Genomic DNA, 22,237 nt, shown 5'->3' with positions numbered 1-22,237 from the left:
GGCAACGCCCCTACGGCGTCAGGCCCGGCGCTCCGCCAACGCGAGGAAACGGTCGTCCTCATCCACGTACGACGTCATCTGCCAGCCCGAACCGGCAAGCAGTGAGCGGAGGTTCGGCTCGGCGCGCAGGTCGCCCGGGGTGAGTTCGCGGCCCTGCCGGGCGGCCAGTGCCGCCCGCCCGATGGGGTGGAACAGTGCGAGGAGTCCGCCCGGGCGCACCACCCTCGCCAACTCGCGCAGATTTTCCTGGGGTTGGGGCAGGTGCGCGACCAGGCCGGAGCCGAAGACGGCGTCGAGCGACTCGGACCGTACCGGCAGGCGCGTCACGTCGGCGAGCATCAGCGAGCCGGCGCGATCTCGTCCCGCCCGCACGGCGGCCTCCAGCATCGCGGGCGTCAGGTCGACGCCGAGTACGGCTCCCGAAGGCCCCACGGCGCCCCTGAGCGCCGGCAGGGCGCGTCCTGTGCCGCATCCCGCGTCGAGCACCCGGTCGCCCGCGCGGAGCCCCAGTTCGGTGACGGCCGCCTCGAAGCGCGGACCGTCGTCGGGGAACCGTGTGTCCCAGTGGGCCGCGCGGGCCGAGAAGAACTCCTGTACGTGCGTGTGGTCGTCGCTCATGACTCCATGATCTCTCGCGTGGGGGCGGGGGCGCAGGCGCGTGTGGGTGATCGAAAACTCCGCATGCGACCGATGAGAACCGATGCGAACCGAAACCGCCGCATGCGCGGACGGTGCACATGTTCGAGCCTGACGCGATCGTTCAGGTGCGTCTCTCTGTCATATTCCAGCACCTTTCGAAATGCGCCCCTGTTGTGCGCCCCGGAGAGGTCTAGCGTCCCGGAGCCATGGGACACCTGGACCACGCCACCTTCGGCTGGCTTACCCCCGTGCTGTCATACGTGATGGCCTCCATCGGCGCCGCGCTCGGTCTGCGCTGCACCGTCCGCGCCCTTGGCGCCACCGGCCGTTCGCGGCGCAACTGGCTGATCACGGCGGCGTCCGCGATCGGCACCGGCATCTGGACGATGCACTTCGTGGCGATGCTCGGCTTCGGCGTCACCGGTACGGAGATCCGCTACAACGTGCCGCTCACTGTCCTCAGCCTGGCCGTCGCCGTGGCCGTCGTGGGCGTCGGCGTCTTCGCCGTCGGCTACGGCCGCGACCGCAACCGGGCCCTCGCCCTCGGCGGGCTCACCACGGGGCTCGGCGTCGCGAGCATGCACTACCTGGGCATGGCGGCGCTGCGCCTGCACGGCCAGGTGCGCTACGACCCGCTGCTCGTGGGGCTCTCCGTCGCCATTGCCGTCGTCGCCGCGACAGCCGCCCTCTGGGCGGGGCTCAACATCAAGTCGCCCGCCGCTGTCGCGGTCGCCTCCCTCGTCATGGGAGGCGCGGTGACCAGCATGCACTACACCGGAATGATGGCGGTGAGCGTGAAGGTCGCGTCCTCCGCAGCGGCCCTGCCCGGGGCCACGGCCATGCAGTTCATCTTCCCCCTCGCCGTCGGCCTCGGGTCCTACCTGTTCCTGACCTCCGCGTTCGTCGCGCTGTCCCCCACCACGGGGGAGCGCGAGGCCTCCGCGTCGGCCCAGCGGCCCGTCGAGAGCGTCGCCCGCTGACAGCGGACCGGCGCCGTCACCCTTCGCACCACGAGCGCACCACGAGCGAGGAGGCCATGCGTACACCCCGTAGGACCCCCATCAACGGCGCACCGCCCAAGCCCGCGCCCCCGGCGCGCGGACGGCGCGCGCACGCCGGACCGCCCGCGGAAGAACACCACACAGCGGACGGCCCGTCCGCTCCTGTCGTGCCTCCCACGCGCGCGGGAGGCCGAGGGCTGCGGCCCCGTACCGTCCGCGCCAAGATCGTGTGCCTTCTGATGGTGCCCGTCGTCTCCCTGCTGGCTCTGTGGGCGTACGCGACAGTCACCACCGCCCAGGACGTCGCCCGTATGCGGCAGTTGCAGCGAGTCGACTCCACGGTTCGCGGCCCGGTCGCCGACGCGGTCGCCGCGCTCCAGGCCGAACGCACCGCGGCCGTCGCGTACTCCGCCAAGCCCGCGGCCGACCGCGGTGACGCCCTCAGGACGCGCACCTCGGCGACCGACAAGGCCGTGGCGAAGCTCCGCCTCGGCGACGGCAACACCGTCGCGGACGGCGCCGATCTGCCCGCCCTGGTCGGTGAGCGCCTCTCGGTGTTCGTCTCCGGCGCCGAGAAGCTGCGCTCCGTGCGCAGCGCGGTGCTCAGTCGGCGGACCGGCTGGGAGGGGACGTACGAGCAGTACACGAAGACGATCGACTCGGCGTTCGCCGTCAACGGAGCGGTGACCGGGATCCAGGACGACCGACTCGGCTCCGACGCGCGCGTGCTGCTCGAGTTCTCTCGGTCCGGCGAGATGCTCGCCCGCGAGGACTCCCTGCTCACCGCCGCACGGCTCGCGGGCTCGCTGGACGGCGCACGGCTGCGGCTGTTCACGGGAGCGGTCGACACCCGGAGGACCCTCGCCGAAGCGGCCGTCGCCGATCTCCCGGCACCGCAACGGACCGCCTGGCGCAACCTCGTGGAGGGGAGGGCGTACGGCGACGTACGCGCCGTCGAGGACAAGACGATCGCCGCTCGCCCCGGTCGCGCGGCGCTCGACGCGGCGCCCGCACTCACCTGGGACAGTGCGCACACGACCGTGCAGAACCGGTTCCGCTCGATCGAGGCGGACGCGGCGCGCACGGCCGCGGTCCGAGCGGATCCGTTCACCCGCGGACTGCTCACGCCCGCGGGCGCCGCCGTCCTCTTCGGCCTGCTGGCCGTCGCCGCCTCGCTCGTGATCTCCGTACGCATCGGCCGAGGCCTGGTCATCGAACTGATCAGCCTGCGCAACACCGCGCTGGAGATCGCCCGGCGCAAACTCCCGCACGCCATGCGGAAACTGCGCGCCGGCGAGGAGATCGACGTCCGTGCGGAAGCGCCGGAAGGCCCTCCCGCCGAGGACGAGACCGGACAGGTCGCCGAGGCACTCGGCACCGTGCACAGGGCGGCCCTGCGCGCCGCCGCCGAACGCGCGGAACTCGCCAGCGGGATCTCCGGTGTCTTCGTCAACCTCGCCCGCCGCAGCCAGGTCCTCGTCCACCGCCAGCTCGGCCTCCTCGACACCATGGAGCGCAGGGCCGAGGACCCGAACGAACTCAGCGACCTCTTCCGCCTGGACCACCTCACGACCCGCATGCGGCGCCACGCGGAAAGCCTGATCATCCTCTCCGGAGCCGCCCCGGGCCGCGCCTGGCGCACCCCCGTCTCGCTGACCAATGTGGTCCGCGCGGCCGTCTCCGAAGTCGAGGACTACGCGCGCGTGGAGGTACGGCAACTGCCCGCCGCCTCCGTACAGGGCGCCGCGGTCGCCGACCTCACCCACCTCCTGGCCGAACTCGTCGAGAACGCCGCCCAGTTCTCCCCACCGCACACCAAGGTGCGGGTCAGCGGCGAACCCGTCGGAAACGGCTACGCCCTGGAGATCGAGGACCGCGGCCTAGGCATGGGCAAGGAGACCCTCGCAGAGGCCAACAACCGCATCGCCCACTCCGAAGCGCTCGACCTGTTCGACAGCGACCGGCTCGGGCTCTTCGTGGTCAGCCGGCTCGCCCACCGCCACGGCATCAAGGTGCACCTGCGCACCTCGCCCTATGGCGGCACCACCACCGTCGTCCTGCTGCCCACACCCCTGCTGCACGCCGGAACCCCGGAACGGGCGGACACCACCCAGGAACACGCGACGGAGCACCACTACGCGCGCGTGCCCGACCCGGAAGCACTTCACATGAACGGCAACTCCGTGCCCGCCCAGGGGCCACGCCCCGCCATCGCCGCCGCCGTACACGCTGTGCCGGACACCGACACGGCTCACGACACCCCAACGCCCCCGGGCGTCACCGCCCTGCGCCTGCACAGGCAGCCCGCGAACAACGCAGACAACACCGACGACGAATCGCCGGACGGACTGCCCAAGCGGGTGCGGCAGGCGAGCCTCGCGCCCCAGCTGCGCGAGCGGCCCGCGGAGCAGGACAGCGGCGCACGGCGCCAGGAATCCGACGCACGGACGCCCGAAGAGGCGCGGGAGCGCATGGCGGCGTTCCGTGACGGCTGGGTCCGGGGCGGCGGCCGCCCACCAGGAGCCGGCTCAGGACCCGTGCCCCGCAGCGACAGCACCGAAGGAGACCCCACATGATCCAGGACCCGACCATGGACGCCGCGCCCCGGTCCGGAGAACTCGACTGGCTCCTCGACGACCTGGTGCAGCGCGTGGCCGAGCTGAGGCACGCGGTCGTCCTGTCCAACGACGGACTCGCCGTCGGCGCGTCGAGCGCCCTCGGCCGCGAGGACGCCGAACACCTGGCCGCCGTCGCCTCCGGCTTCCACAGTCTCGCCAAGGGGGCGGGCCGGCACTTCGGAGCGGGCGGCGTCCGCCAGACCATGGTCGAGATGGACGACGGCTTTCTCTTCGTCGCGGCCGCGGGCGACGGTTCCTGCCTCGCCGTCCTCAGCACGGCCGACGCCGACATCGGCCTGGTCGCGTACGAGATGGCCCGCATGGTCAAGCGGGTCGGCGAACACCTCTACACCCCACCGCGGTTCGCCGCGCACCCGCCCGCCGCCGGATGACCGGACGGCCACGACGATGAACGATCACGGGCACAGGGACGACCAGGGACGGGGCAGCCCCGACCGGTCGGGAAGCCAGTGGTACGACAACGAGGCCGGGCCCCTGGTCCGCCCCTACGCGATGACCGGCGGGCGCACGTCACCCGGGCCCAGAGGGGTGCGCTTCGACCTGATCGCACTCGTCAAGCTCGACGACGCCGCGCCCGGCAAGGACGACGACACGGCGCTAGGCCCCGAGCACAGGGCGCTCATCGAGCTGTGCCGTACCGAGACGCAGTCGGTCGCCGAACTCGCCGCGGGCACCGACCTCCCCGTAGGGGTGGTCAGGGTGCTCCTGGGCGACCTGCTCGACATGGGCTGCGTCAAGGTCAGCCGGCCCGTGCCGCCCGCACAGCTACCCGACGAAAAGATCTTGAGGGAAGTCATCGATGGCCTCCGAGCACTCTGAAGAGACGAACGCCGACCACGCCGACAACTCCGCCCTGGCTCTGAAGATCCTGGTCGCGGGCGGATTCGGGGTGGGCAAGACCACCCTGGTCGGCGCCGTCAGCGAGATCCGGCCCCTGCGCACCGAGGAACTGCTCAGCGAACTCGGCCAGAACGTGGACGACACCGGAGCGGTGGAGCGCAAGACCACGACGACCGTCGCCATGGACTTCGGCCGCATCACCATCCGGTCCGGCCTCTCGCTCTACCTGTTCGGCACGCCCGGGCAGGACCGTTTCTGGTTCCTCTGGGACGAGCTGTCACAGGGCGCGCTGGGCGCCGTCGTCCTGGCGGACACCCGACGGCTCGAGGACAGCTTCCCCGCCGTGGACTACTTCGAGCACCGGCGCATCCCGTTCGTCGTGGCGGTCAACTGCTTCACGAACGCGCGTGCTTACGGTGCCCGCGAGGTGTCCCGCGCCCTCGATCTCGACCGCGGGACACCCGTCGTGCTGTGCGACGCCCGCGACCGCGACTCGGGAAAGGAGGTGCTGATCCGGCTCGTCGAGTACGCCGGGCGGATGCACACCGCCCGGCTTCTCGACTCCGTGAGCTGACGTGCGACGTCGTCAGTCGGTGAGCCCTGCCAGGGCCACGACCTTCTCGATCCGTACGCGCACCAGGAGCTCGCCGGGCACGCCGTTGCGCTCGCCGAACTCCTGGGCGCGGTCCTCGCCCATGTAACGCCCGCCGATCCGTGCGGCCGAGTCCCGCACCTGCCCCAGGTCCTCGACGAGTTCGGCGCGGCCCTCGATCACCGCGAAGGAGAACGGCGGCCGATCGTCGTCCACGCACAGGGCCACTCGGTTGTCCCGAGCGAGGTTGCGCCCCTTCACGGTGTCCTTGCCGGTGTTGAACAGGACGTTCTCGCCGTCGAGTACGAACCAGACGGGCGCGATGTGCGGGCTGCCGTCGGGCCGCACGGTGGACAGCTTGGCGGTACGGGTGCCCTCGGAGACGAACGCCCGCCATTCCTCATCGGTCATCTTGTGTGCCATGGGGTCATCCTGCTTGCCGAGACGCCGAGCGTGGGGAAGGCTGGCGAAACAGATCCTCCGGGTAGGGGAGCGATCGGGAATGGGGGAGACGGGATCATGGCGGACAACGAGGGGCTCGGCTGGCTGCTGGACGACCTGACGGAGCGTGTCGAACATGTGCGCCACGCTCTCGTTCTGTCCAACGACGGTCTGGTCACCGGGGCGAGCAGCGACCTCAGGCGGGAGGACGCCGAGCATCTGGCTGCCGTGTCGTCCGGTCTGCACAGCCTGGCCAAGGGATCTGGGCGGCACTTCGGTGCGGGCGGGGTCCGGCAGACGATGATCGAGTTCGACGACGCCGTGCTTTTCGTGACGGCGGCCGGCGACGGCAGCTGCCTGTGCGTCCTCAGCTCGGCCGAGGCCGACATCGGCCAGGTCGCGTACGAGATGACGCTGCTCGTCAATCGGGTCGGCGAGCACCTCGGCGTGGGAGCCCGTCGAGCAGAAGGCTCTTGACCTGCGCAAACGCCGAGCCCATCGGAGTTATCCACAGGCTCAGCGGCGCGGGCGGGTTTCGGGCTACGGTTTTTCCCGGGAGCGATCACGACTCACGGGGGAGATCACACATGGGTGGCAACACCATCACGACACCGGCCACGCGGGTACCCGCCGCCTCGCTCGCACAGAGCAGGGCGGCTCGCGAACTGGGGCTGAAACGGGGCGAGTTCGAGCTGGCGGTACGACTCGGACGCGTCCGCACCGTACCGGCCGACGCCGGCGGGCGCCGCCGCGTGGCCCGCGAGGAGATCGAGCGGGTGCGTGACACCGCGGGCTTCCCGGATTCGCTGCGGGAGCAGGTCCGGGCCGTGGGGACCACGGAAGGCGCGGGCCTCATGGACATCACCACGGCCAGGTTCACGCGACTCGCCCGCGCGGGGATACTGACGCCGGTTCGCTTCTACTTGAATCGCTACAGGGCCGTGGTCTGGCTCTATCTCGCCGAGGAGCTGAGGGAGTTCGCGGCGGCCGAGGTCAACGCACCGCTGATGACGGGACGCGCACCCGACCGTATCCGCGCCCGCCTCGACGCGGGGATCGACCTGCGGCCCCGCAACTGGCGGTCGCGGCACGCGGGCCACCTGCTCGGGCAGAGCGACGACGCATGGGAGCGCGCCTCAGCGGTCGCGTCCCTCCTCGACCCGGTGACGGTCCTCGAACTCGTCAAGTGCCCTTACGAGCGCGGATATCTGAGCAAACTGCGGCCCGAGTCGACGGGACATGGGGCGCCCGACTCGCCATCGGCACGCATCGCCGAGCGGATCATGACGGCGGACGACCCGCACGAGATCAGCTGGCTCAGGGCGAGCCTGCTCCTCAGCCTGGCGGAGGCGCGCGGCCTGCGACCTGCGCCGCGACCGAGGGCGGGCTTCCCCGCGGTGGCCCCTCCGGCGCCGGATGTGGTACTGGCGGAACCGTCAAGGGCTACGGGCGAGCAGAGTCCGCCCGACACCGAGCCACTCCACCCGTCGCGCGGATTGCTGGGCTGGCTCCGCCGCAGAGGAGCCTGAACCGGTCCCGTGGCGGCGGCAATTCGCAAGCGTGGGCCTATTCGACGGCGTCGAGATCCTTGGCGTAGTGCTCGATGGCCGGCCGGTACGCGATGAGGTCCGGGTCGCCGCTCGTCTCCGCGAGGACGGTCAGCAGCAGCCGCATCCCGTCGTGCGCGCGTCCCACGTTGTACAGGGCCATGGCCAGGAACGTCTTGAGGGCGTTGTCCTCGGGAAAATCGGTGGTGCCGCCGCTCAGCGTGGCGACCGCCTCCGGGTAGCGGCCAAGAGTGCGGTACGTGCTGCCCAGACCGAGCAGCGCGCCACGCCGGTCGTCCGCGCTCAGGCCCGAGCCGGCGAGTGCCCGCACGTAGTAGGGGACGGCGTCGGCCTCGAGTCCGAGCGTGTCGTGGACCCAGGCTGTCTGGTACGCGACCTCGGCGTCTTCGGGGAACCGGGTGGACAGCGCGACGAGCCGCTCGCGAGCCTCTTCGCGCAGGCCGTCCTCGCGCAGCCGCACGGCCCGCGCGAGCGACGCGTCCCGGTCGTCGGCTCCGGTCACTCCCCGAGCTTCCGGAAGAGGCCCTCTTGCACCACGGACACGAGGAGATGTCCGTCGGCGTCGTAGATCCGGCCGCGGGCCAGACCACGGCCGCCCGTCGCGATCGGGGACTCCTGGTCGTACAGGAACCACTCGTCGGCGCGGAAGGGACGGTGGAACCACATGGCGTGGTCGAGCGAAGCCATGTCGAAACCGCGCTGCCCCCACAGCGGTTCCACGGGGATGCGCACGGCATCGAGGAGGGTCATGTCGCTCGCGTACGTGAGCGCGCAGGTGTGCACGAGCGGGTCGTCGCCGAGGGGCCCGACCGCGCGCATCCACACCGCGCTGCGCGGCTCGGCGCTCTCGATGTCCTCCGGGGACCAGCGCAGCCGGTCCACATACCGGATGTCGAAGGGCTGGCGACGCGCCATGAGCTCCAACGCGTCGGGCAGCGTGCCCAGATGAGCACTCACCTCGTCGGCGATCGTCGGCAGGGACTCCGGATCGGGAACCTCGCGCGCCGGCGGCAGCTGGTGCTCGAAGCTCCCGTCCTCGGGCTTGTGGAAGGAGGCGGTCAGATTGAAGATCGTGCGGCCCTGCTGCACGGCGGTGACGCGGCGCGTCGTGAACGACCGGCCGTCGCGGACTCGTTCGACCTGGTACACGATGGGCACGCCGGGGCGGCCCGGACGCAGGAAGTACGCGTGCAGCGAGTGCACGGGCCGGTCGCCCTCAGTGGTGCGGCCCGCGGCGACGAGCGCCTGGCCGGCCACCTGGCCGCCGAAGACCCGCTGCAGGGACTCCTGCGGGCTGCGGCCCCGGAAGATGTTGACCTCGATCTGCTCCAGGTCGAGCAGGTCGACGAGCCGCTCAGCTGGGTTCGTCATGCGTTGTTCTCTCATCTCTGCACCGCGCTCCGGGCGCTGCGTCCGGGGTGGGCGACCGGGTCAGGACCTACAGCTGGCCGACGTCCGTGACGCGGACGACCGCACGGCCCTCCGCGTCGGACGCCTCGAGGTCGACCTCGGCGCTGATGCCCCAGTCGTGATCGCCATTCGGATCGGCGAACGTCTGGCGCACCCGCCACAGGCCGTGGGCGGCGTTCTCCTCGATCTGCAGCAGTTTCGGCCCGCGGGCGTCGGGACCGGTGCCGAGATCTTCGTACTCGTCCCAGTACTTGTCCATGGCCTCGCCCCAGGCGTCCGCGTCCCAGCCCGCGTCGGCGTCCAGCTCGCCCAGTTCGTCGACGTTGTCGAGGGCGGCCAGCTCGACCCGGCGGAACATGGCGTTGCGGACGAGCACACGGAACGCGCGCGCGTTCGCCGTGACCGGCTTGACCTGGTCGGCCTTCTCCTGAGCCTCCTCGGCCGTCATGACCTCGGGGTTGGCGAGCTGCTCCCACTCGTCGAGGAGGCTGGAGTCGACCTGGCGGACCATCTCGCCCAGCCAGGCGATCAGGTCTTCGAGGTCCTCGGACTTGAGGTCGTCGGGGACCGTGTGCTCAAGGGTCTTGTACGCGCCGGCGAGGTACCGCAGGACGATGCCCTCGGTGCGGGCGAGCTCGTAGAAGGACACGAACTCCGTGAAGGTCATGGCCCGTTCGTACATGTCGCGGATCACGGACTTCGGCGACAGCGGGTGGTCACCCACCCACGGGTGGCTCCTGCGGTACACGTCGTACGCGTGGAAGAGCAGCTCCTCCAGGGGCTTCGGGTACGTGATGTCCTGGAGCCGCTCCATGCGGTCCTCGTACTCGACGCCGTCGGACTTCATCGCCGCTACAGCCTCACCGCGCGCCTTGTTCTGCTGGGCGGCGAGGATCTGGCGTGGGTCGTCGAGCGTCGACTCCACGACGGACACCATGTCGAGCGCGTACGACGGCGAGTCGGGGTCGAGCAGGTCGAACGAGGCGAGGGCGAACGTCGACAGCGGCTGGTTGAGCGCGAAGTCCTGCTGGAGATCGACCGTCAGCCGGACGATCCGGCCCGTGGAGTCGGGCACGTCGAGCTTCTCGACAATGCCGCCGTCGAGGAGCGAGCGGTAGATGGCGATCGCGCGGCGGATGTGACGCAGCTGCTGCTTGCGTGGCTCGTGGTTGTCCTCGAGGAGGTGGCGCATGGCGGCGAAGGCGTTTCCGGGGCGGGCAATGACCGCGAGCAGCATCATGTGCGTCACCCGGAAGCGGGATGTCAGCGGCTCCGGAGCCGAGCCGATCAGCTTCTCGAAGGTGTTCTCAGTCCAGCCGACGAAGCCCTCGGGGGCCTTCTTGCGGACCACCTTGCGGCGCTTCTTCGGGTCGTCGCCCGCCTTCGTGAGCGCCTTTTCGTTCTCGATGACGTGCTCGGGCGCCTGCGCCACGACGAGGCCCGCCGTGTCGAAGCCGGCCCGGCCGGCCCGGCCCGCGATCTGGTGGAACTCCCGCGCGCGGAGCGTCCGCACCCGCGTCCCGTCGTACTTCGTCAGAGCGGTGAACAGGACGGTACGGATGGGCACGTTGACCCCGACGCCCAGCGTGTCCGTGCCGCAGATGACCTTCAAGAGGCCCGCCTGCGCGAGCTTCTCTACCAGGCGCCGGTACTTGGGCAGCATGCCCGCGTGGTGCACGCCGATCCCGTGCCGCACGTAGCGCGACAGATTGCGGCCGAACTTGGTGGTGAAGCGGAAGTTGCCGATCAGGTCGGCGATCTTCTCCTTCTCCTCGCGCGTGCACATGTTGATGCTCATGAGTGCCTGCGCCCGCTCGACGGCCTGCGCCTGTGTGAAGTGCACGATGTAGACCGGGGCCTGCCGGGTGTCGAGCAGCTCGGTCAGCGTCTCCGTGAGCGGCGTGAGCCGGTACTCGTAGGAAAGGGGAACCGGACGCGTCGCGGAGCTGACCACGGACGTGGGGCGGCCGGTCCGCCGCGTCAGGTCCTTCTCGAACATGGCGACGTCGCCGAGCGTCGCCGACATCAGGATGAACTGCGCCTGGGGGAGTTCGAGCAGGGGAATCTGCCAGGCCCAGCCGCGGTCGCCCTCCGCGTAGAAGTGGAACTCGTCCATCACGACCTGGCCGATGTCGGCCCGCGCCCCGTCGCGCAGCGCGATGGACGCGAGGATCTCGGCGGTGCAGCAGATCACGGGGGCGTCGGCGTTGACCGACGCATCACCCGTGAGCATGCCGACGTTCTCCGTGCCGAAGAGCTTGCACAGCTCGAAGAACTTCTCCGAGACCAGCGCCTTGATCGGTGCCGTGTAGAAGGTGACCTCGTCCCGTGCGAGCGCCGCGAAGTGCGCACCGGCGGCGATCATGCTCTTGCCGGATCCCGTGGGCGTCGAGACGATCACGTTCGCCCCGGACACCACCTCGATCAGCGCCTCCTCCTGGTGGGGATAGAGGGTGATCCCGCGCTCCACAGCCCACGACTCGAAAGCCTCGTAGAGGGCGTCGGGGTCGGCGGTCTGCGGCAGCTGATCGATAAGGGTCACGCCCCCATCTTGCCTGCCTTCCGACCCGATCCGGCAATCGGTTGCCTGCACGAAGATCACGAAAGGTACGCTGTGGCGCCGACGGAGCGTCAGGACGTGGTGGCCCGGGTGGGGACAACTGGGCACCGACACAAGTGGAATGGGGCGGAACACAGCCATGATGGGACCGGCACACTCGCTGTCAGGAGCAGCGGCCTGGCTGGGGGTGGGCGCGGCCGCGGCCGCCGCCGGACACCCCATGCCCTGGCCCGTCGTGCTCGTCGGGGCACTGATCTGCGCGGGCGCGGCCCTCGCCCCCGACCTGGACCACAAGGCGGCCACCATCTCGCGGGCCTTCGGCCCGGTGTCGCGCGGCCTGTGCGAGATCGTCGACAAGCTGTCGTACGCGGTCTACAAGGCGACCCGTATGAAGGGCGACCCGCGCCGTTCCGGCGGACACCGCACCCTCACGCACACTTGGCTGTGGGCGGTCCTCATCGGCGCCGGCGCCTCCGCCGCGGCGATATTCGGCGGGCGCTGGGCGGTCCTCGCCCTCCTCTTCGTCCACATGGTGCTGGCCATCGAGGGCCTGCTGTGGCGGGCGGCACGCGGCTCCAGCAGCGATGTCCTGGTGTGGCTGCTCGCCGGGACCAGCGCCTGGATCCTCGCCGGAGTCCTCGACAAGCCGGGCAACGGGTCGGACTGGCTGTTCACGCAGCCCGGCCAGGAGTACCTGTGGCTGGGCCTGCCCATCGTCCTGGGCGCCCTGGTGCACGACATCGGGGACGCGCTCACGGTCTCCGGCTGCCCGGTCCTGTGGCCCATCCCCATCGGCCGCAAGCGCTGGTACCCGATCGGCCCGCCCAAGATGATGCGCTTCCGAGCGGGCAGCTGGGTCGAGCTCAAGGTACTGATGCCTGTGTTCATGCTGCTCGGCGGAGTGGGGTGCGCGGCCGCGCTCAACGTCATCTGAGCCGTCGCACGCCCCTAGAGGGTGTCCGACGGGTCATGGCCGCAGTCGCGCCTGATCCGCCGGACACCCCCTTGCCCCGCCCGCGCGGTCACCCGTGCCAGGACCGCCACAGTGCCGCGTACGCGCCGTCGGCCGCGACCAGCTGGTCATGGCTGCCGAGCTCCCTGATCCGCCCCTCCTCGACCACGGCGATCACATCCGCGTCGTGCGCGGTGTGCAGCCGGTGGGCGATGGCGACGACCGTGCGGCCGTCCAGGACCCTGCCGAGCGAACGCTCCAGGTTCCTGGCCGCCCGGGGATCGAGCAGCGAGGTCGCCTCATCCAGGACCAGGGTGTGCGGATCGGCGAGGACCAGGCGGGCCAGGGCGATCTGCTGGGCCTGCGCCGGCGTCAGGGCCACCGCGCCCGAGCCGACCTCGGTGTCGAGGCCCCCGTCGAGCGCCCGCGCCCAGCCGTCCGCGTCGACCGCGCCGAGGGCCGCCCACAGCTCGGCGTCCTCGGCCCCGGTGCGGGCCAGCCGCAGATTGTCGCGCAGGGAGCCGACGAATACGTGGTGTTCCTGGTTGACCAGCGCCACGTGTGAGCGCACGCGCTCGGCGGGCATCCGGGAGAGCTCGGCGCCCCCCAACGTGACCTGGCCGGCCCGCGGCGCGTAGATCCCCGCGAGGAGCCGGCCGAGCGTGGACTTGCCCGCTCCGGACGGCCCGACCAGGGCGAGCCGCGTCCCCGGCCGCACGTCGAGCGACACCTCGCGCAGCACGTCGACGCCCGCCCGGTACCCGAAGTGAACGTCGTCGGCCTGCACGTGCCGTCCGTCCGGCGCCACCGAGGCGTCGCCCGCGTCCGGCTCGATGTCCCGGACCCCGACGAGCCGGGCCAGCGACACCTGGGCGACCTGGAGCTCGTCGTACCAGCGCAGGATCAGGCCCAGCGGGTCGACGAGCATCTGGGCGATCAGCGCGCCCGTGGTCAGCTGCCCGACGCCGATCCAGCCCTGAAGTACGAAGACTCCGCCGATCAGGAGCACCGCGCACAGGACCGTCACGTGCGTGGCGTTGATGACCGGGAAGAACACCGACCGCAGATAGAGCGTGTAGCGCTCCCACGCCGTCCACTCCTTGACCCGCTGGTCGGACATCCCCACGCGGCGGGCGCCGAGCCGGTGCGCCTCGATGGTGCGCCCGGCGTCGACGGTCTCCGCGAGGGCCGCGGCCACCGCGGCGTAGCCGGCGGCCTCCGAGCGGTATGCGGACGGGGCCCGCTTGAAGTACCAGCGGCAGCCGACGACGAGCAGCGGTACCGCGACGAGGACCGCCGGTGCCAGTGGCGGAGCGGTCACGGCGAGACCGCCGAGGAGCAGCCCCACCCACACGACGCCGATGGACAGCTGGGGAACGGCCTCGCGCATCGCGTTGGCCAACCGGTCGATGTCGGTGGTGATGCGCGACAGGAGGTCACCGGTACCGGCCCGTTCCAGCACGCCGGGCGGCAGGCCCACCGCGCGCACGAGGAAGTCCTCGCGCAGGTCCGCCAGCATCCGCTCGCCGAGCATCGCGCCCCGCAGCCGCACCTGCCGTACGAACACGGCCTGGACGACGAGCGCGACGACGAACACGGTGATGGTGCTGCCCAGATGCTCCACGCGCAGCCGGTCCGTGCCGTCCGAGACGTCCTGGACCAGGGCGCCGAGCAGATAGGGGCCGACCATCGACGCCACGACGGCGATCGTGTTCACGCCGATGAGCAGCAGAAACGCTCGCCGGTGCCGCTGGTACAGCTCGCGGACGTAGGACCGTACGGTCGCCGGGGCACCGACGGGCAGTGTGTTCGCCGTGGTCGGGGCCGCCGGGTCGTAGGCCGGTGGCGCCAGGCCGATCATGCCGTCTCCTCGATCTCGGTGAGTTCTTCGATGCCGGGGTCGCCGATGCCGGGGTCGCCGCGAAGAGGGGTGCCGCCGTTCTGGGAGAGGGCCGCCGACGCCGCTTCCTCGTCGGTCTCGCGGGTCACGACGGCCCGGTACCGGGGCTCGGTGAGCACCAGCTCGCGGTGCTCGCCGACCGCCGCGACCGTGCCCTCGTGGATCAGGACGACCCGATCGGCACGATCGAGCAGCAGCGGGGACGAGGTGAGCACCACGGTCGTACGCCCACTGCGCAGCGCCCGCAGGCCGTCGGCGATCCTGGCCTCGGTGTGGGAGTCGACGGCGGACGTCGGCTCGTCGAGGACCAGTGCCTCCGGGCCGGTGACCAGGGACCGCGCAAGGGCGAGCCGCTGCCGCTGGCCTCCGGAGAGGGAACGGCCGCGCTCGGTGATCCGCGCGTTCATCGGGTCGTCGTCCAGCGACGCCTGCGAGAGCGCGTCCAGTACGTCGGCGCACTGCGCCGCGGCCAGCGCCTCCTCGGGGCGTACGGATCCCGAGGAGGGGACATCGAGCAGTTCGGCGAGCGTGCCGGACAGCAGCACGGGGTCCTTGTCCTGGACGAGGACGGCGGTGCGGGCCGTGTCCAGGGGCAGCTCGTCGAGCGGCACCCCGCCGAGCAGCACGGAGGGCAGGGAGTCCCGATCCGAACTCGGATCCGAACCGGTCCCGCTGTCCGCGTCCGTGGGGTGTCCCCCAAGCCGGTCCGCGAGCCGGCCCGCGAGATCCGGGTCGCCGCACACCACTGCGGTGAACAGGCCCTCGGGGGCCAGCAGCCCCGTCACCGGGTCGTACAGGTCTCCGGCCGGTGCCTCGGCGGTGCGGAGTCCGTCCGGCTCCGTGACCCGTTCGATGGAGAGGACGCGTGCCGCGCGCTGGGCCGAGGGGCGCGAGAAGGAGTAGGCCATGGCGATCTCCTCGAAGTGCCGCAACGGGTAGTTGAGGATCATCACGGCGCTGTACACGGTGACGAGTTCACCGACGGTGATCCGGCCCTGGCGGGCCAGCTCGATGCCGTACCAGACGACCGCGATCAGCAGCAGGCCCGGCAGCAGTACCTGGACCGCGGAGATCAGGGACCACATGCGGGCGCTGCGGACGGCGGCCGTGCGGACCTCCTGCGAAGCGCGGCGGTAGCGGTCGAGGAACAGTTCCTCGCCGCCGATGCCGCGCAGGACCCGCAGCCCCGCGACGGTGTCCGACGCGAGTTCCGTGGCGCGGCCCGCCTTCTCGCGCTGCTGGTCGGCACGGCGGGTGGCGCGAGGGAGGAGCGGGAGGACGGCGAGCGCGAGGACCGGCATGCCGATGGCGACGACGATGCCGAGCGCCGGTTGGTAGAGGACGAGCCCGACGCAGACCACGACGACGGTGAGCGCGGCGGCGGCGAAGCGCGAGAGCGCCTCGACGAACCAGCCGATCTTCTCGACGTCGCCCGTGGACACGGCGACGACCTCACCGGCGGCGACCCGCCGGGTCAGCGCGGCGCCCAGGGCCGCGGTCCTGCGGGCGAGGAGCTGCTGCACCCGGGCCGCCGCGGTGATCCAGTTGGTGACCGCCGTCCGGTGCAGCATCGTGTCGCCGAGGGCGAGCGAGGCGCCGAGGAGCAGGATCAGCCCGCCCGCGAGAGCGAGCCGAGAGCCGGAGCCGTCGACCACGGCCTGCACGGCGAAGCCGACACCGTAGGGAAGGGAGGCGACGGACAGGAAGTGCAGGAGTCCCCAGGAGAGGGACTTGAGCTGGCCGCCGAGCTGGTTCCGGCCGAGCCAGAGCAGGAAACGGGGGCCGGAGCGGGCATCAGGCAGGCCCGGGTCGGGATACGGAAGATCGTGGATCTGCATGACGTCCCAGGGCTCGGAAGGGGAGAGCGAAGTTGGGGGTACGGACGGAACAAACCGTGCAAGGTTCGCGGGATTCAGGCACTGGAGGCAAACGGTTTTCCGCCGTGGGGCAAAGTTTCGGCCCGCGTTCGACGCCCGGGGCAGGGCCGGTCGGGGTCACCTGGTGCGTGGTGCGACCATGGACCGTATGCGTAACGCGGGTGCGGTTCGAACGGCGGTCGCTGCGGCGGCCTGCAGCGTCCTTCTCATGACCCTGTCCGCTTGCGGTGGTTCGAGCGGGGGCGACGGGACCGGGCGCAAGGCCGGGCCGGGCTCGGCCGGCACTCGGCAGGAGGACCGCCCAGCCGTCGACCTCAAACGCATTCCCGACGTCGGCGACCAGCTCCAGTCGAAGATCCCGCAGAATGCGGGACAGGTCATCGCGGTCTACGGCGACGGCAAGAACTCCGGTGACTCGACCGTCGTGCTCTACACGAAGTCCGGTTCCACCTGGGACAAGACGCACAGCTGGCCCGCGCACAACGGCAAGAAGGGCTGGACCGCCGACCACCGCGAGGGCGACAAGCGCAGCCCCATAGGGGTGTTCACCCTCACCGACGCGGGCGGGGTGCTCGCCGACCCGGGCGCGAAGCTGCCGTACACGCAGGCCACGTCGTTCCAGGCCCCGCACTACTGGGCCAAGTCGCACTGGCACGACTTCGACTACGTCATCGCCATCGACTACAACCGCGTGAAGGGCACCGCGCCGAACGACCCGACCCGGCCCGAGGGGCAGACCAAGGGCGGCAGCATCTGGCTCCACATGGACCACGGCAGCGGCACGTCGGCGTGCGTGAGCCTGTCGAAGTCCGGCATGGAGTACCTGTTGCGCACAATCGACCCGAAGCAGCACCCGGTCGTGGTGATGGGCGACAAGGCGTCACTGAAGAGCTGACGCGACACCAGGCACCGGCGCCGGCCTGACCTGGCATGGGGGAGGGGGCTGTTGCGGGCGTCGCGTCCGCCCCGTACAACACCCCTCATGAGAAGACGCGTCATGTCCATGCTGGCCGCGGTGACCCTCGCGGCCGCTGCCCTCGCCGGACAGGCCCCCGCGGCCTCCGCCGAAGCCCGTCCCGCCGAGGCCTCCGCCGACAGCCGTCCCACCGCACCCCAACCCGCCGACAGGCCAACGGAGTTCGGCACCGACTGGCACGACCCGATCACCGCCACACCGCCCGTGGCCAAGCCCGCCACCAAGTCCTGCCGCGTGGCTCTCGCGGAGACCGAGTTCCGTGACTTCACGCCCTACAAGGGCAGTTACACCCCGCCCAAGGGCTGCGGCGACCGGTGGAGCAAGGTCGTCCTGCGCCTCGAAGGCAAGGTCAAGGGGCGGCAGTTCGACCGTCTCGGCTATCTGCACATCGGTGGCGTGGAAGTCCTGCGCACCTCCACCCCCGAGCCCTCGCCCGACGGCATCGCCTGGAATGTGGAAAAGGACGTCACCCGCTACAGCGACACCCTGCGGTCCGACCAGCCGGTCGAGATGCTGATAGGCAACGTTGTCGACGACACGTACACCGGCGTCATCGAGGTCAGGGCCACCCTCACCTTCTACGCCGCCGAGCCGCATGTGAAGCGGCAGCCCGCCACAGACACCCCCGACCGCGTGCTCACGCTCGACCAGGGCAGACTCACCACCCCGCGCAACAGCGAGCGCATCGTCGCCGAGGTGTACGCCACCGGATCGGGCGGCGGCTGCGAGGAGTTCTGGTACCTGGCGGTGCCGAACGAGGTCCCGTACTCGTGCAAGGCGGACGGCGGCCCGTACCGCGAGGTGCAGATCTCCGTCGACGGCCAACTGGCGGGCATCGCCTCGCCGTTCCCGAACGTCTGGACGGGCGGCTGGTCCAACCCCTTCCTGTGGTACGTGATTCCGGCTCCCGGAGCCTTCGACGTCCGGCCCCTCCAGTACGACCTGACGCCGTTCGCCGGGCTCCTCGACGACGGCCGTCCGCACCAGGTCGACGTCTCCGTCGTGGGTGTCCCGAAGGGCCAGAGCGGCTGGAGCGTCCCGGTCAACGTGCTCGTCTGGCAGGACGGCGGGAGTGCGCGCGTCACCGGCGCGCTGACCGGCCACAAGGAGAGCGAGCCGGACAGCTCGACGACGTACACGCCCGGCACGGACGAGTACCGCCTCGACGCGAAGGGCGGGCACAGGCTGACGGTGTCCGGCTACGTGAACACCTCGCACGGCCGCGTCGCCACCACCGTCACCCGCGACCTCACCAGCACGTCCACGCACCGCTGGACCGAGGGTGAGAACAACGACGCGCTGAAGGGGACTTGGACCGATCGCCAGACCGTCGTCTCCGGGCACCACACCCTTCGCACGAACCGGGCCTACACGATGGACGGCGCCACCACGCTCGACGCGGACAACCGGCTGCGGACCGTGATCGACCTCGGTGACCGGGCCGCGACGGGACGGGCCACGGGCTCGGGCCGCACGGCGTGGACGGTCCTCGACGACACCTACGCGGGTGACGCCTCGTACACGGCGAACGTTCCGCGTGACCAACGGCACGCTGTGGGCGCCAGCCGTGAGCGATACCGTCTGACCAGCCCCGATGGCTGCTACGACCGCGAGCTGGCCACGGCGCAGGGTGCGCTGACGGTGGACCGCAGACGCTGCTGAGGGGCGCGGGCACAGGCACGCCCTCCGGCCTTGGAGCAATATCCAAGATTTACGCCGATGTGACATCGGGGTCTTCTACGGAAGCCGCTACTCCGACATAGTGACGCTTCGCGGAACAGGAATTGGAATCCAACTTCCGCATAGCAGAATCCGCACAAGTCACTGACGTTGCTCCGGAGGAATGCCCCGTGCCGCAGTCCGTACCGTCCCTGCCGCGACGCGCCGCACGCGTACTACGTACCTCGTTGTTCGCGCAGGTCGCCTGCGCACTCGTGATCGGAGTCGTCGTCGGACGGCTGTGGCCCCACGCGGGCACAGCCGTCCAACCGCTCGGCGACGGCTTCGTACGTCTCATCAAGGCGATGATCGCGCCCCTTGTCTTCTGCGTGGTCGTCGCCGGAATCACCAAGGCCGGAGACCTCAAGGCCTTCGGCCGCATCGGGCTCAAGGCCCTCCTCTGGTTCGAGGTGGCGACGACCGTCGCCCTCGTCGTCGGCCTGCTCGCCGGAAACCTGGCCGGCCCCGGCGTCGGCATGAACGTCGATCCGTCCAAGCTGGACGCGTCCGCCGTCGAGGACAAGACCGGCGGCGGCTCGCTCCCGTCGACCGGCGACTTCATCCTGCACTCGCTCCCCGACAGCGCGGTCGGCGCCTTCGCCGAGAACTCGCTGCTCCAGGTGCTCGTCCTCGCCTGCCTCGTGGGCGCCGCGCTGCTGCACCTCGGCAACACCAAGGTCCCCGCGATCCTGCCCGCCATCGAACAGGGTCAGGAAGTGGTCTTCGCCGTCGTCGGCTTCATCATGAAGCTGGCCCCGCTCGCCGTGTTCGGCGCGACGGCGCACCTCGTGGGCGAGTACGGCCTCGGCGCCCTGTCGACGTACGGCAAGCTCATCGGCGTCTGCTACGCCGTCGCCGTGATCTTCCTCGTGCTCCTCGGCCTGGCCATGAAGGCGGTCACCGGACTGAGCCTGTGGAAGTTCGTCCGTTACGCGCGCGAGGAACTGCTCCTCGCGCTCGGCACCGCCTCCAGCGAGACGGTCATGCCCCGCATGATGCAGAAGCTGCGCCACGCCGGCTGCCGCGACGACGCCGTTGGTCTGGTCCTGCCGACGGGGTACTCGTTCAACCTCGACGGAGCGTCGATCTACCTCTCCATCGGTACGTTGTTCATCGCGCAGGCCGTCGGCGTCGACCTCTCGCTCGGCCAGCAGATCACCGTCGTGATCGTCCTGATGCTCACCAGCAAGGGCATGGCGGGGGTGCCCGGTTCGGCCTTCCTCGCGCTGTCGGCCACCGCGTCCGCACTCGGGGTCATCCCGGCGGGCGCCGTCGCCCTGCTGCTCGGCGTCGACCGCATCATGGACGCCATGCGCGTCTCCACGAACCTGCTCGGCAACTGCGTGGCCGTCTTCGTGGTCTCCCGCTGGGAGGGCGCGCTCGACACGGCCAGGGCCAAGAAGGTACTGGGCGGCGAGATCGCGTTCGTACCGGAGGAGGACCGGGCCGAGCAGGTCCAGTCGCCGGTGCTCGCGAAGTCCCAGGACCCCAAGTCCGCTGCGGAGACCGTGAGTTGAGCCCGAGCGGGGGCCCGGCGGCAAGCACGACGCCGCCGGGCCCCCGCGCTGTCAGGCTTCCTCGGGCTTCTCGGAATCCACCCCCGGCCGCGCCTTCTTCCACATCCCGCGCGTGAAGTCGGGGATCGCCTGAGGCGCCCCCTTCGCCTTGATGGACAAGTGGCTCAGCGGCACCGGCGACGTCCACGTCGCCGCGTCGTACACATCGAAGTCCGGTACCAGGCCGACCCGCAGACACTGCATCAGACGGAACACCATGATGTAGTCCATGCCGCCGTGGCCGCCCGGCGGGTTGGCGTGCTCCTTCCACAGCCAGTGGTCGAAGTCGGTGTACTTGGAGAAGTCACCCCAGGAGTCGTTCGTGTGGTCCGGCTCTATATAGATCCGCTCCGGGTAGTCCTCGAACACACCCTTCGTGCCGCCGAGGCTGTTGATCCGCGAGTACGGGTGCGGCGTGGACACATCGTGTTCGAGCCGGATGACGCGCCCCTTCGCCGTCTGGACCAGACTGATGGTGCGGTCCGACTCGATGTACGTCTCCTTCCAGCTCGGGTCGCCCTTCGGCATATGGGCCTCGCGGTACTGGGCGAGGCCGAGCGAGGGCGTGCCGAAGCTGGAGATGTGCGTGACGCGGTCACCGCGGTTGATGTCCATGTAGTTGGCGACCGGGCCGAAGCCGTGGTTGGGGTACAGATCGCCGCGCAGCCGCGTGTGCCACAGCCGCCGCCACGGGCCCTCGTAGTAGTCGGGGTCGAACATCAGGCCGCGCAGGTCGTGGTTGTAGGCACCCGCTCCGTGCAGCAGGTCGCCGAACTTGCCGGCGTGCGCCATCCGCAGGACCCGCATCTCGTTCCTGCCGTAGCAGCAGTTCTCCAGCTGCATGCAGTGCCTGCGGGTGCGCTCGGAGAGATCGACCAACTCCCAGAGCTGGTCGAGCTGGAGGGCGATCGGACACTCCACACCGACGTGCTTGCCGTTCAGCATCGCCGTCTTGGCCATCTCGAAGTGCCAGTCCCAGGGTGTCGCCGCGTACACGAAGTCGATGTCGCCCCGCTTGCACAGGTTCTCGAAGTCGTGATCGCCCTTGGTGTACGTCGCCGGGGCCGGCTGGCCCGCGGCCGTCACCTTGGCCGCCGCTCTCGCGGTCTTGTCCTTCACCGGGTCGCAGAGCGCGACCACTTGGACCCCAGGGATCGCCAGGAAGAGGTCGATCATGCTGCCGCCGCGGTTGCCGAGCCCGATGATGCCGACCCGCACGGTGGAACGCCCCTCGAAGGGCACGCCGACCATCGTCTCGCCCTTCCGGGCCGGAGCCCCGGCGGCCGTCGCCCCGGCCTGCCCGGCACCGCTGCGCCCGGCCTCGGCGCGTTCACCGGCGGCCTGCGCCGTGCCACCGGTGAACGCGCCGAGCCCGAGCCCCGCCCCGGCGATGCCGGCCGTCCGCAGGACGGACCTGCGGGACTGCCCGGCGGCGTCGTGTTCGGGATGCTCGGGCAGCTCGTGGCTCGCGTCGGGTGCCGGTGTCGCGTTGTCGTCGTGCATCGGACCTCCATCGATGGGTGGGTGCGCTGCAAGCGCTTGCCACCTTGGAGGGGGACCACACCGG

19 protein-coding genes are annotated in these 22,237 nt (G+C 70.7%); 11 read left to right on the top strand and 8 right to left on the bottom strand.

The annotated features are described in order from the left end of the window. Positions 1 to 18 precede the first annotated feature (18 nt). Positions 19 to 618: a class I SAM-dependent methyltransferase gene (locus CG723_RS39915; RefSeq protein WP_100598446.1), complete on the bottom strand. Its 600-nt coding sequence runs from the start codon at positions 616 to 618 to the stop codon at positions 19 to 21. Between the two features lie 227 nt (positions 619 to 845). Between CG723_RS39915 and CG723_RS39910 the strand changes: the two genes are divergently transcribed. From CG723_RS39910 to CG723_RS39890, 5 genes are read left to right on the top strand one after another with little or no spacing between them, the layout of a single operon-like run. Further along, positions 846 to 1,619, top strand: coding sequence for an MHYT domain-containing protein (locus tag CG723_RS39910; RefSeq protein WP_100598445.1), 774 nt, complete (start codon positions 846 to 848; stop codon positions 1,617 to 1,619). Between the two features lie 56 nt (positions 1,620 to 1,675). Then, positions 1,676 to 4,216, top strand: a complete 2,541-nt coding sequence (locus CG723_RS39905; protein WP_100598444.1) for a sensor histidine kinase — start codon at positions 1,676 to 1,678, stop codon at positions 4,214 to 4,216. Continuing rightward, the gene (locus CG723_RS39900; protein ID WP_100598443.1) at positions 4,213 to 4,650 is read left to right on the top strand and encodes a roadblock/LC7 domain-containing protein; all 438 of its coding nucleotides are present in this window, start codon (positions 4,213 to 4,215) and stop codon (positions 4,648 to 4,650) included. The genes CG723_RS39905 and CG723_RS39900 overlap by 4 nt, the downstream gene beginning before the upstream one ends. A 16-nt stretch (positions 4,651 to 4,666) precedes the next feature. Then, entirely contained in the window at positions 4,667 to 5,098 is a 432-nt protein-coding gene (locus CG723_RS39895) for a DUF742 domain-containing protein (protein ID WP_100598442.1), read from the top strand. Then, positions 5,079 to 5,693 carry a GTP-binding protein gene (locus tag CG723_RS39890; RefSeq protein ID WP_100598441.1) on the top strand — a complete coding sequence of 205 codons (615 nt, stop codon included), beginning with the start codon at positions 5,079 to 5,081 and terminating at the stop codon, positions 5,691 to 5,693. Before CG723_RS39895 ends, CG723_RS39890 begins: the two co-directional genes overlap by 20 nt. A gap of 12 nt (positions 5,694 to 5,705) precedes the next feature. On the opposite strand, the gene CG723_RS39885 is transcribed toward CG723_RS39890, so the two are convergent. Beyond that, entirely contained in the window at positions 5,706 to 6,134 is a 429-nt protein-coding gene (locus CG723_RS39885; protein ID WP_100598440.1) for a PPOX class F420-dependent oxidoreductase, read from the bottom strand. Between the two features lie 96 nt (positions 6,135 to 6,230). Between CG723_RS39885 and CG723_RS39880 the strand changes: the two genes are divergently transcribed. Together CG723_RS39880 and CG723_RS39875 are read left to right on the top strand one after the other, a co-directional pair. Then, on the top strand, positions 6,231 to 6,629 hold the full coding sequence (locus tag CG723_RS39880) for a roadblock/LC7 domain-containing protein (protein WP_100598439.1): 399 nt from the start codon (positions 6,231 to 6,233) through the stop codon (positions 6,627 to 6,629). A 110-nt stretch (positions 6,630 to 6,739) separates the two neighbouring features. Beyond that, positions 6,740 to 7,681: a DUF6397 family protein gene (locus tag CG723_RS39875; protein ID WP_100598438.1), complete on the top strand. Its 942-nt coding sequence runs from the start codon at positions 6,740 to 6,742 to the stop codon at positions 7,679 to 7,681. A 37-nt stretch (positions 7,682 to 7,718) separates the two neighbouring features. Here CG723_RS39875 and CG723_RS39870 read toward each other — a convergent pair whose 3' ends face one another. The 3 genes from CG723_RS39870 to CG723_RS39860 form a co-directional block, all read right to left on the bottom strand. After that, positions 7,719 to 8,222: a tetratricopeptide repeat protein gene (locus tag CG723_RS39870; RefSeq protein WP_100598437.1), complete on the bottom strand. Its 504-nt coding sequence runs from the start codon at positions 8,220 to 8,222 to the stop codon at positions 7,719 to 7,721. Then, entirely contained in the window at positions 8,219 to 9,091 is an 873-nt protein-coding gene (locus tag CG723_RS39865) for an acyl-CoA thioesterase (protein ID WP_100598436.1), read from the bottom strand. The genes CG723_RS39870 and CG723_RS39865 overlap by 4 nt, the downstream gene beginning before the upstream one ends. Before the next feature lie 67 nt (positions 9,092 to 9,158). Continuing rightward, positions 9,159 to 11,672 carry a DEAD/DEAH box helicase gene (locus CG723_RS39860; RefSeq protein WP_199842080.1) on the bottom strand — a complete coding sequence of 838 codons (2,514 nt, stop codon included), beginning with the start codon at positions 11,670 to 11,672 and terminating at the stop codon, positions 9,159 to 9,161. Positions 11,673 to 11,829: 157 nt separating this feature from the next. On the opposite strand from CG723_RS39860, the gene CG723_RS39855 reads away from it, so the two are divergent. Further along, positions 11,830 to 12,624 carry a metal-dependent hydrolase gene (locus tag CG723_RS39855; RefSeq protein ID WP_100598435.1) on the top strand — a complete coding sequence of 265 codons (795 nt, stop codon included), beginning with the start codon at positions 11,830 to 11,832 and terminating at the stop codon, positions 12,622 to 12,624. 88 nt (positions 12,625 to 12,712) lie between these two features. Here the strand turns inward: CG723_RS39855 and CG723_RS39850 are convergent, their stop codons facing one another. Together CG723_RS39850 and CG723_RS39845 are read right to left on the bottom strand one after the other, a co-directional pair. After that, positions 12,713 to 14,503 (bottom strand): ABC transporter ATP-binding protein, encoded by a 1,791-nt coding sequence (locus CG723_RS39850; protein ID WP_100598434.1) that lies wholly within the window; start codon positions 14,501 to 14,503, stop codon positions 12,713 to 12,715. Next, positions 14,500 to 16,380, bottom strand: coding sequence for an ABC transporter transmembrane domain-containing protein (locus tag CG723_RS39845; RefSeq protein WP_100598433.1), 1,881 nt, complete (start codon positions 16,378 to 16,380; stop codon positions 14,500 to 14,502). The genes CG723_RS39850 and CG723_RS39845 overlap by 4 nt, the downstream gene beginning before the upstream one ends. 187 nt (positions 16,381 to 16,567) lie before the next feature. Here CG723_RS39845 and CG723_RS39840 point away from each other — a divergent pair, with 187 nt between their 5' ends. The 3 genes from CG723_RS39840 to CG723_RS39830 all read left to right on the top strand — a co-directional run bounded on the left by CG723_RS39840 (position 16,568) and on the right by CG723_RS39830 (position 20,631). Further along, positions 16,568 to 17,314 (top strand): L,D-transpeptidase family protein, encoded by a 747-nt coding sequence (locus tag CG723_RS39840; protein ID WP_100598432.1) that lies wholly within the window; start codon positions 16,568 to 16,570, stop codon positions 17,312 to 17,314. 87 nt (positions 17,315 to 17,401) lie between these two features. Beyond that, complete coding sequence (locus CG723_RS39835) at positions 17,402 to 19,057, top strand: peptide-N4-asparagine amidase (protein ID WP_234374768.1); 1,656 nt, start codon at positions 17,402 to 17,404, stop codon at positions 19,055 to 19,057. 188 nt (positions 19,058 to 19,245) lie between these two features. After that, positions 19,246 to 20,631 carry a cation:dicarboxylate symporter family transporter gene (locus CG723_RS39830; protein ID WP_100598430.1) on the top strand — a complete coding sequence of 462 codons (1,386 nt, stop codon included), beginning with the start codon at positions 19,246 to 19,248 and terminating at the stop codon, positions 20,629 to 20,631. Positions 20,632 to 20,682: 51 nt separating this feature from the next. Here the strand turns inward: CG723_RS39830 and CG723_RS39825 are convergent, their stop codons facing one another. Then, on the bottom strand, positions 20,683 to 22,173 hold the full coding sequence (locus CG723_RS39825; protein ID WP_100598429.1) for a Gfo/Idh/MocA family protein: 1,491 nt from the start codon (positions 22,171 to 22,173) through the stop codon (positions 20,683 to 20,685). Positions 22,174 to 22,237 lie beyond the last annotated feature (64 nt).

The organism is Streptomyces sp. CB01635 (genome assembly GCF_002803065.1).
Classification (GTDB): domain Bacteria; phylum Actinomycetota; class Actinomycetes; order Streptomycetales; family Streptomycetaceae; genus Streptomyces.
The sequence above is the reverse complement of the archived record's forward strand: the minus strand, read 5'-3'. Positions and strand labels throughout refer to the sequence as shown.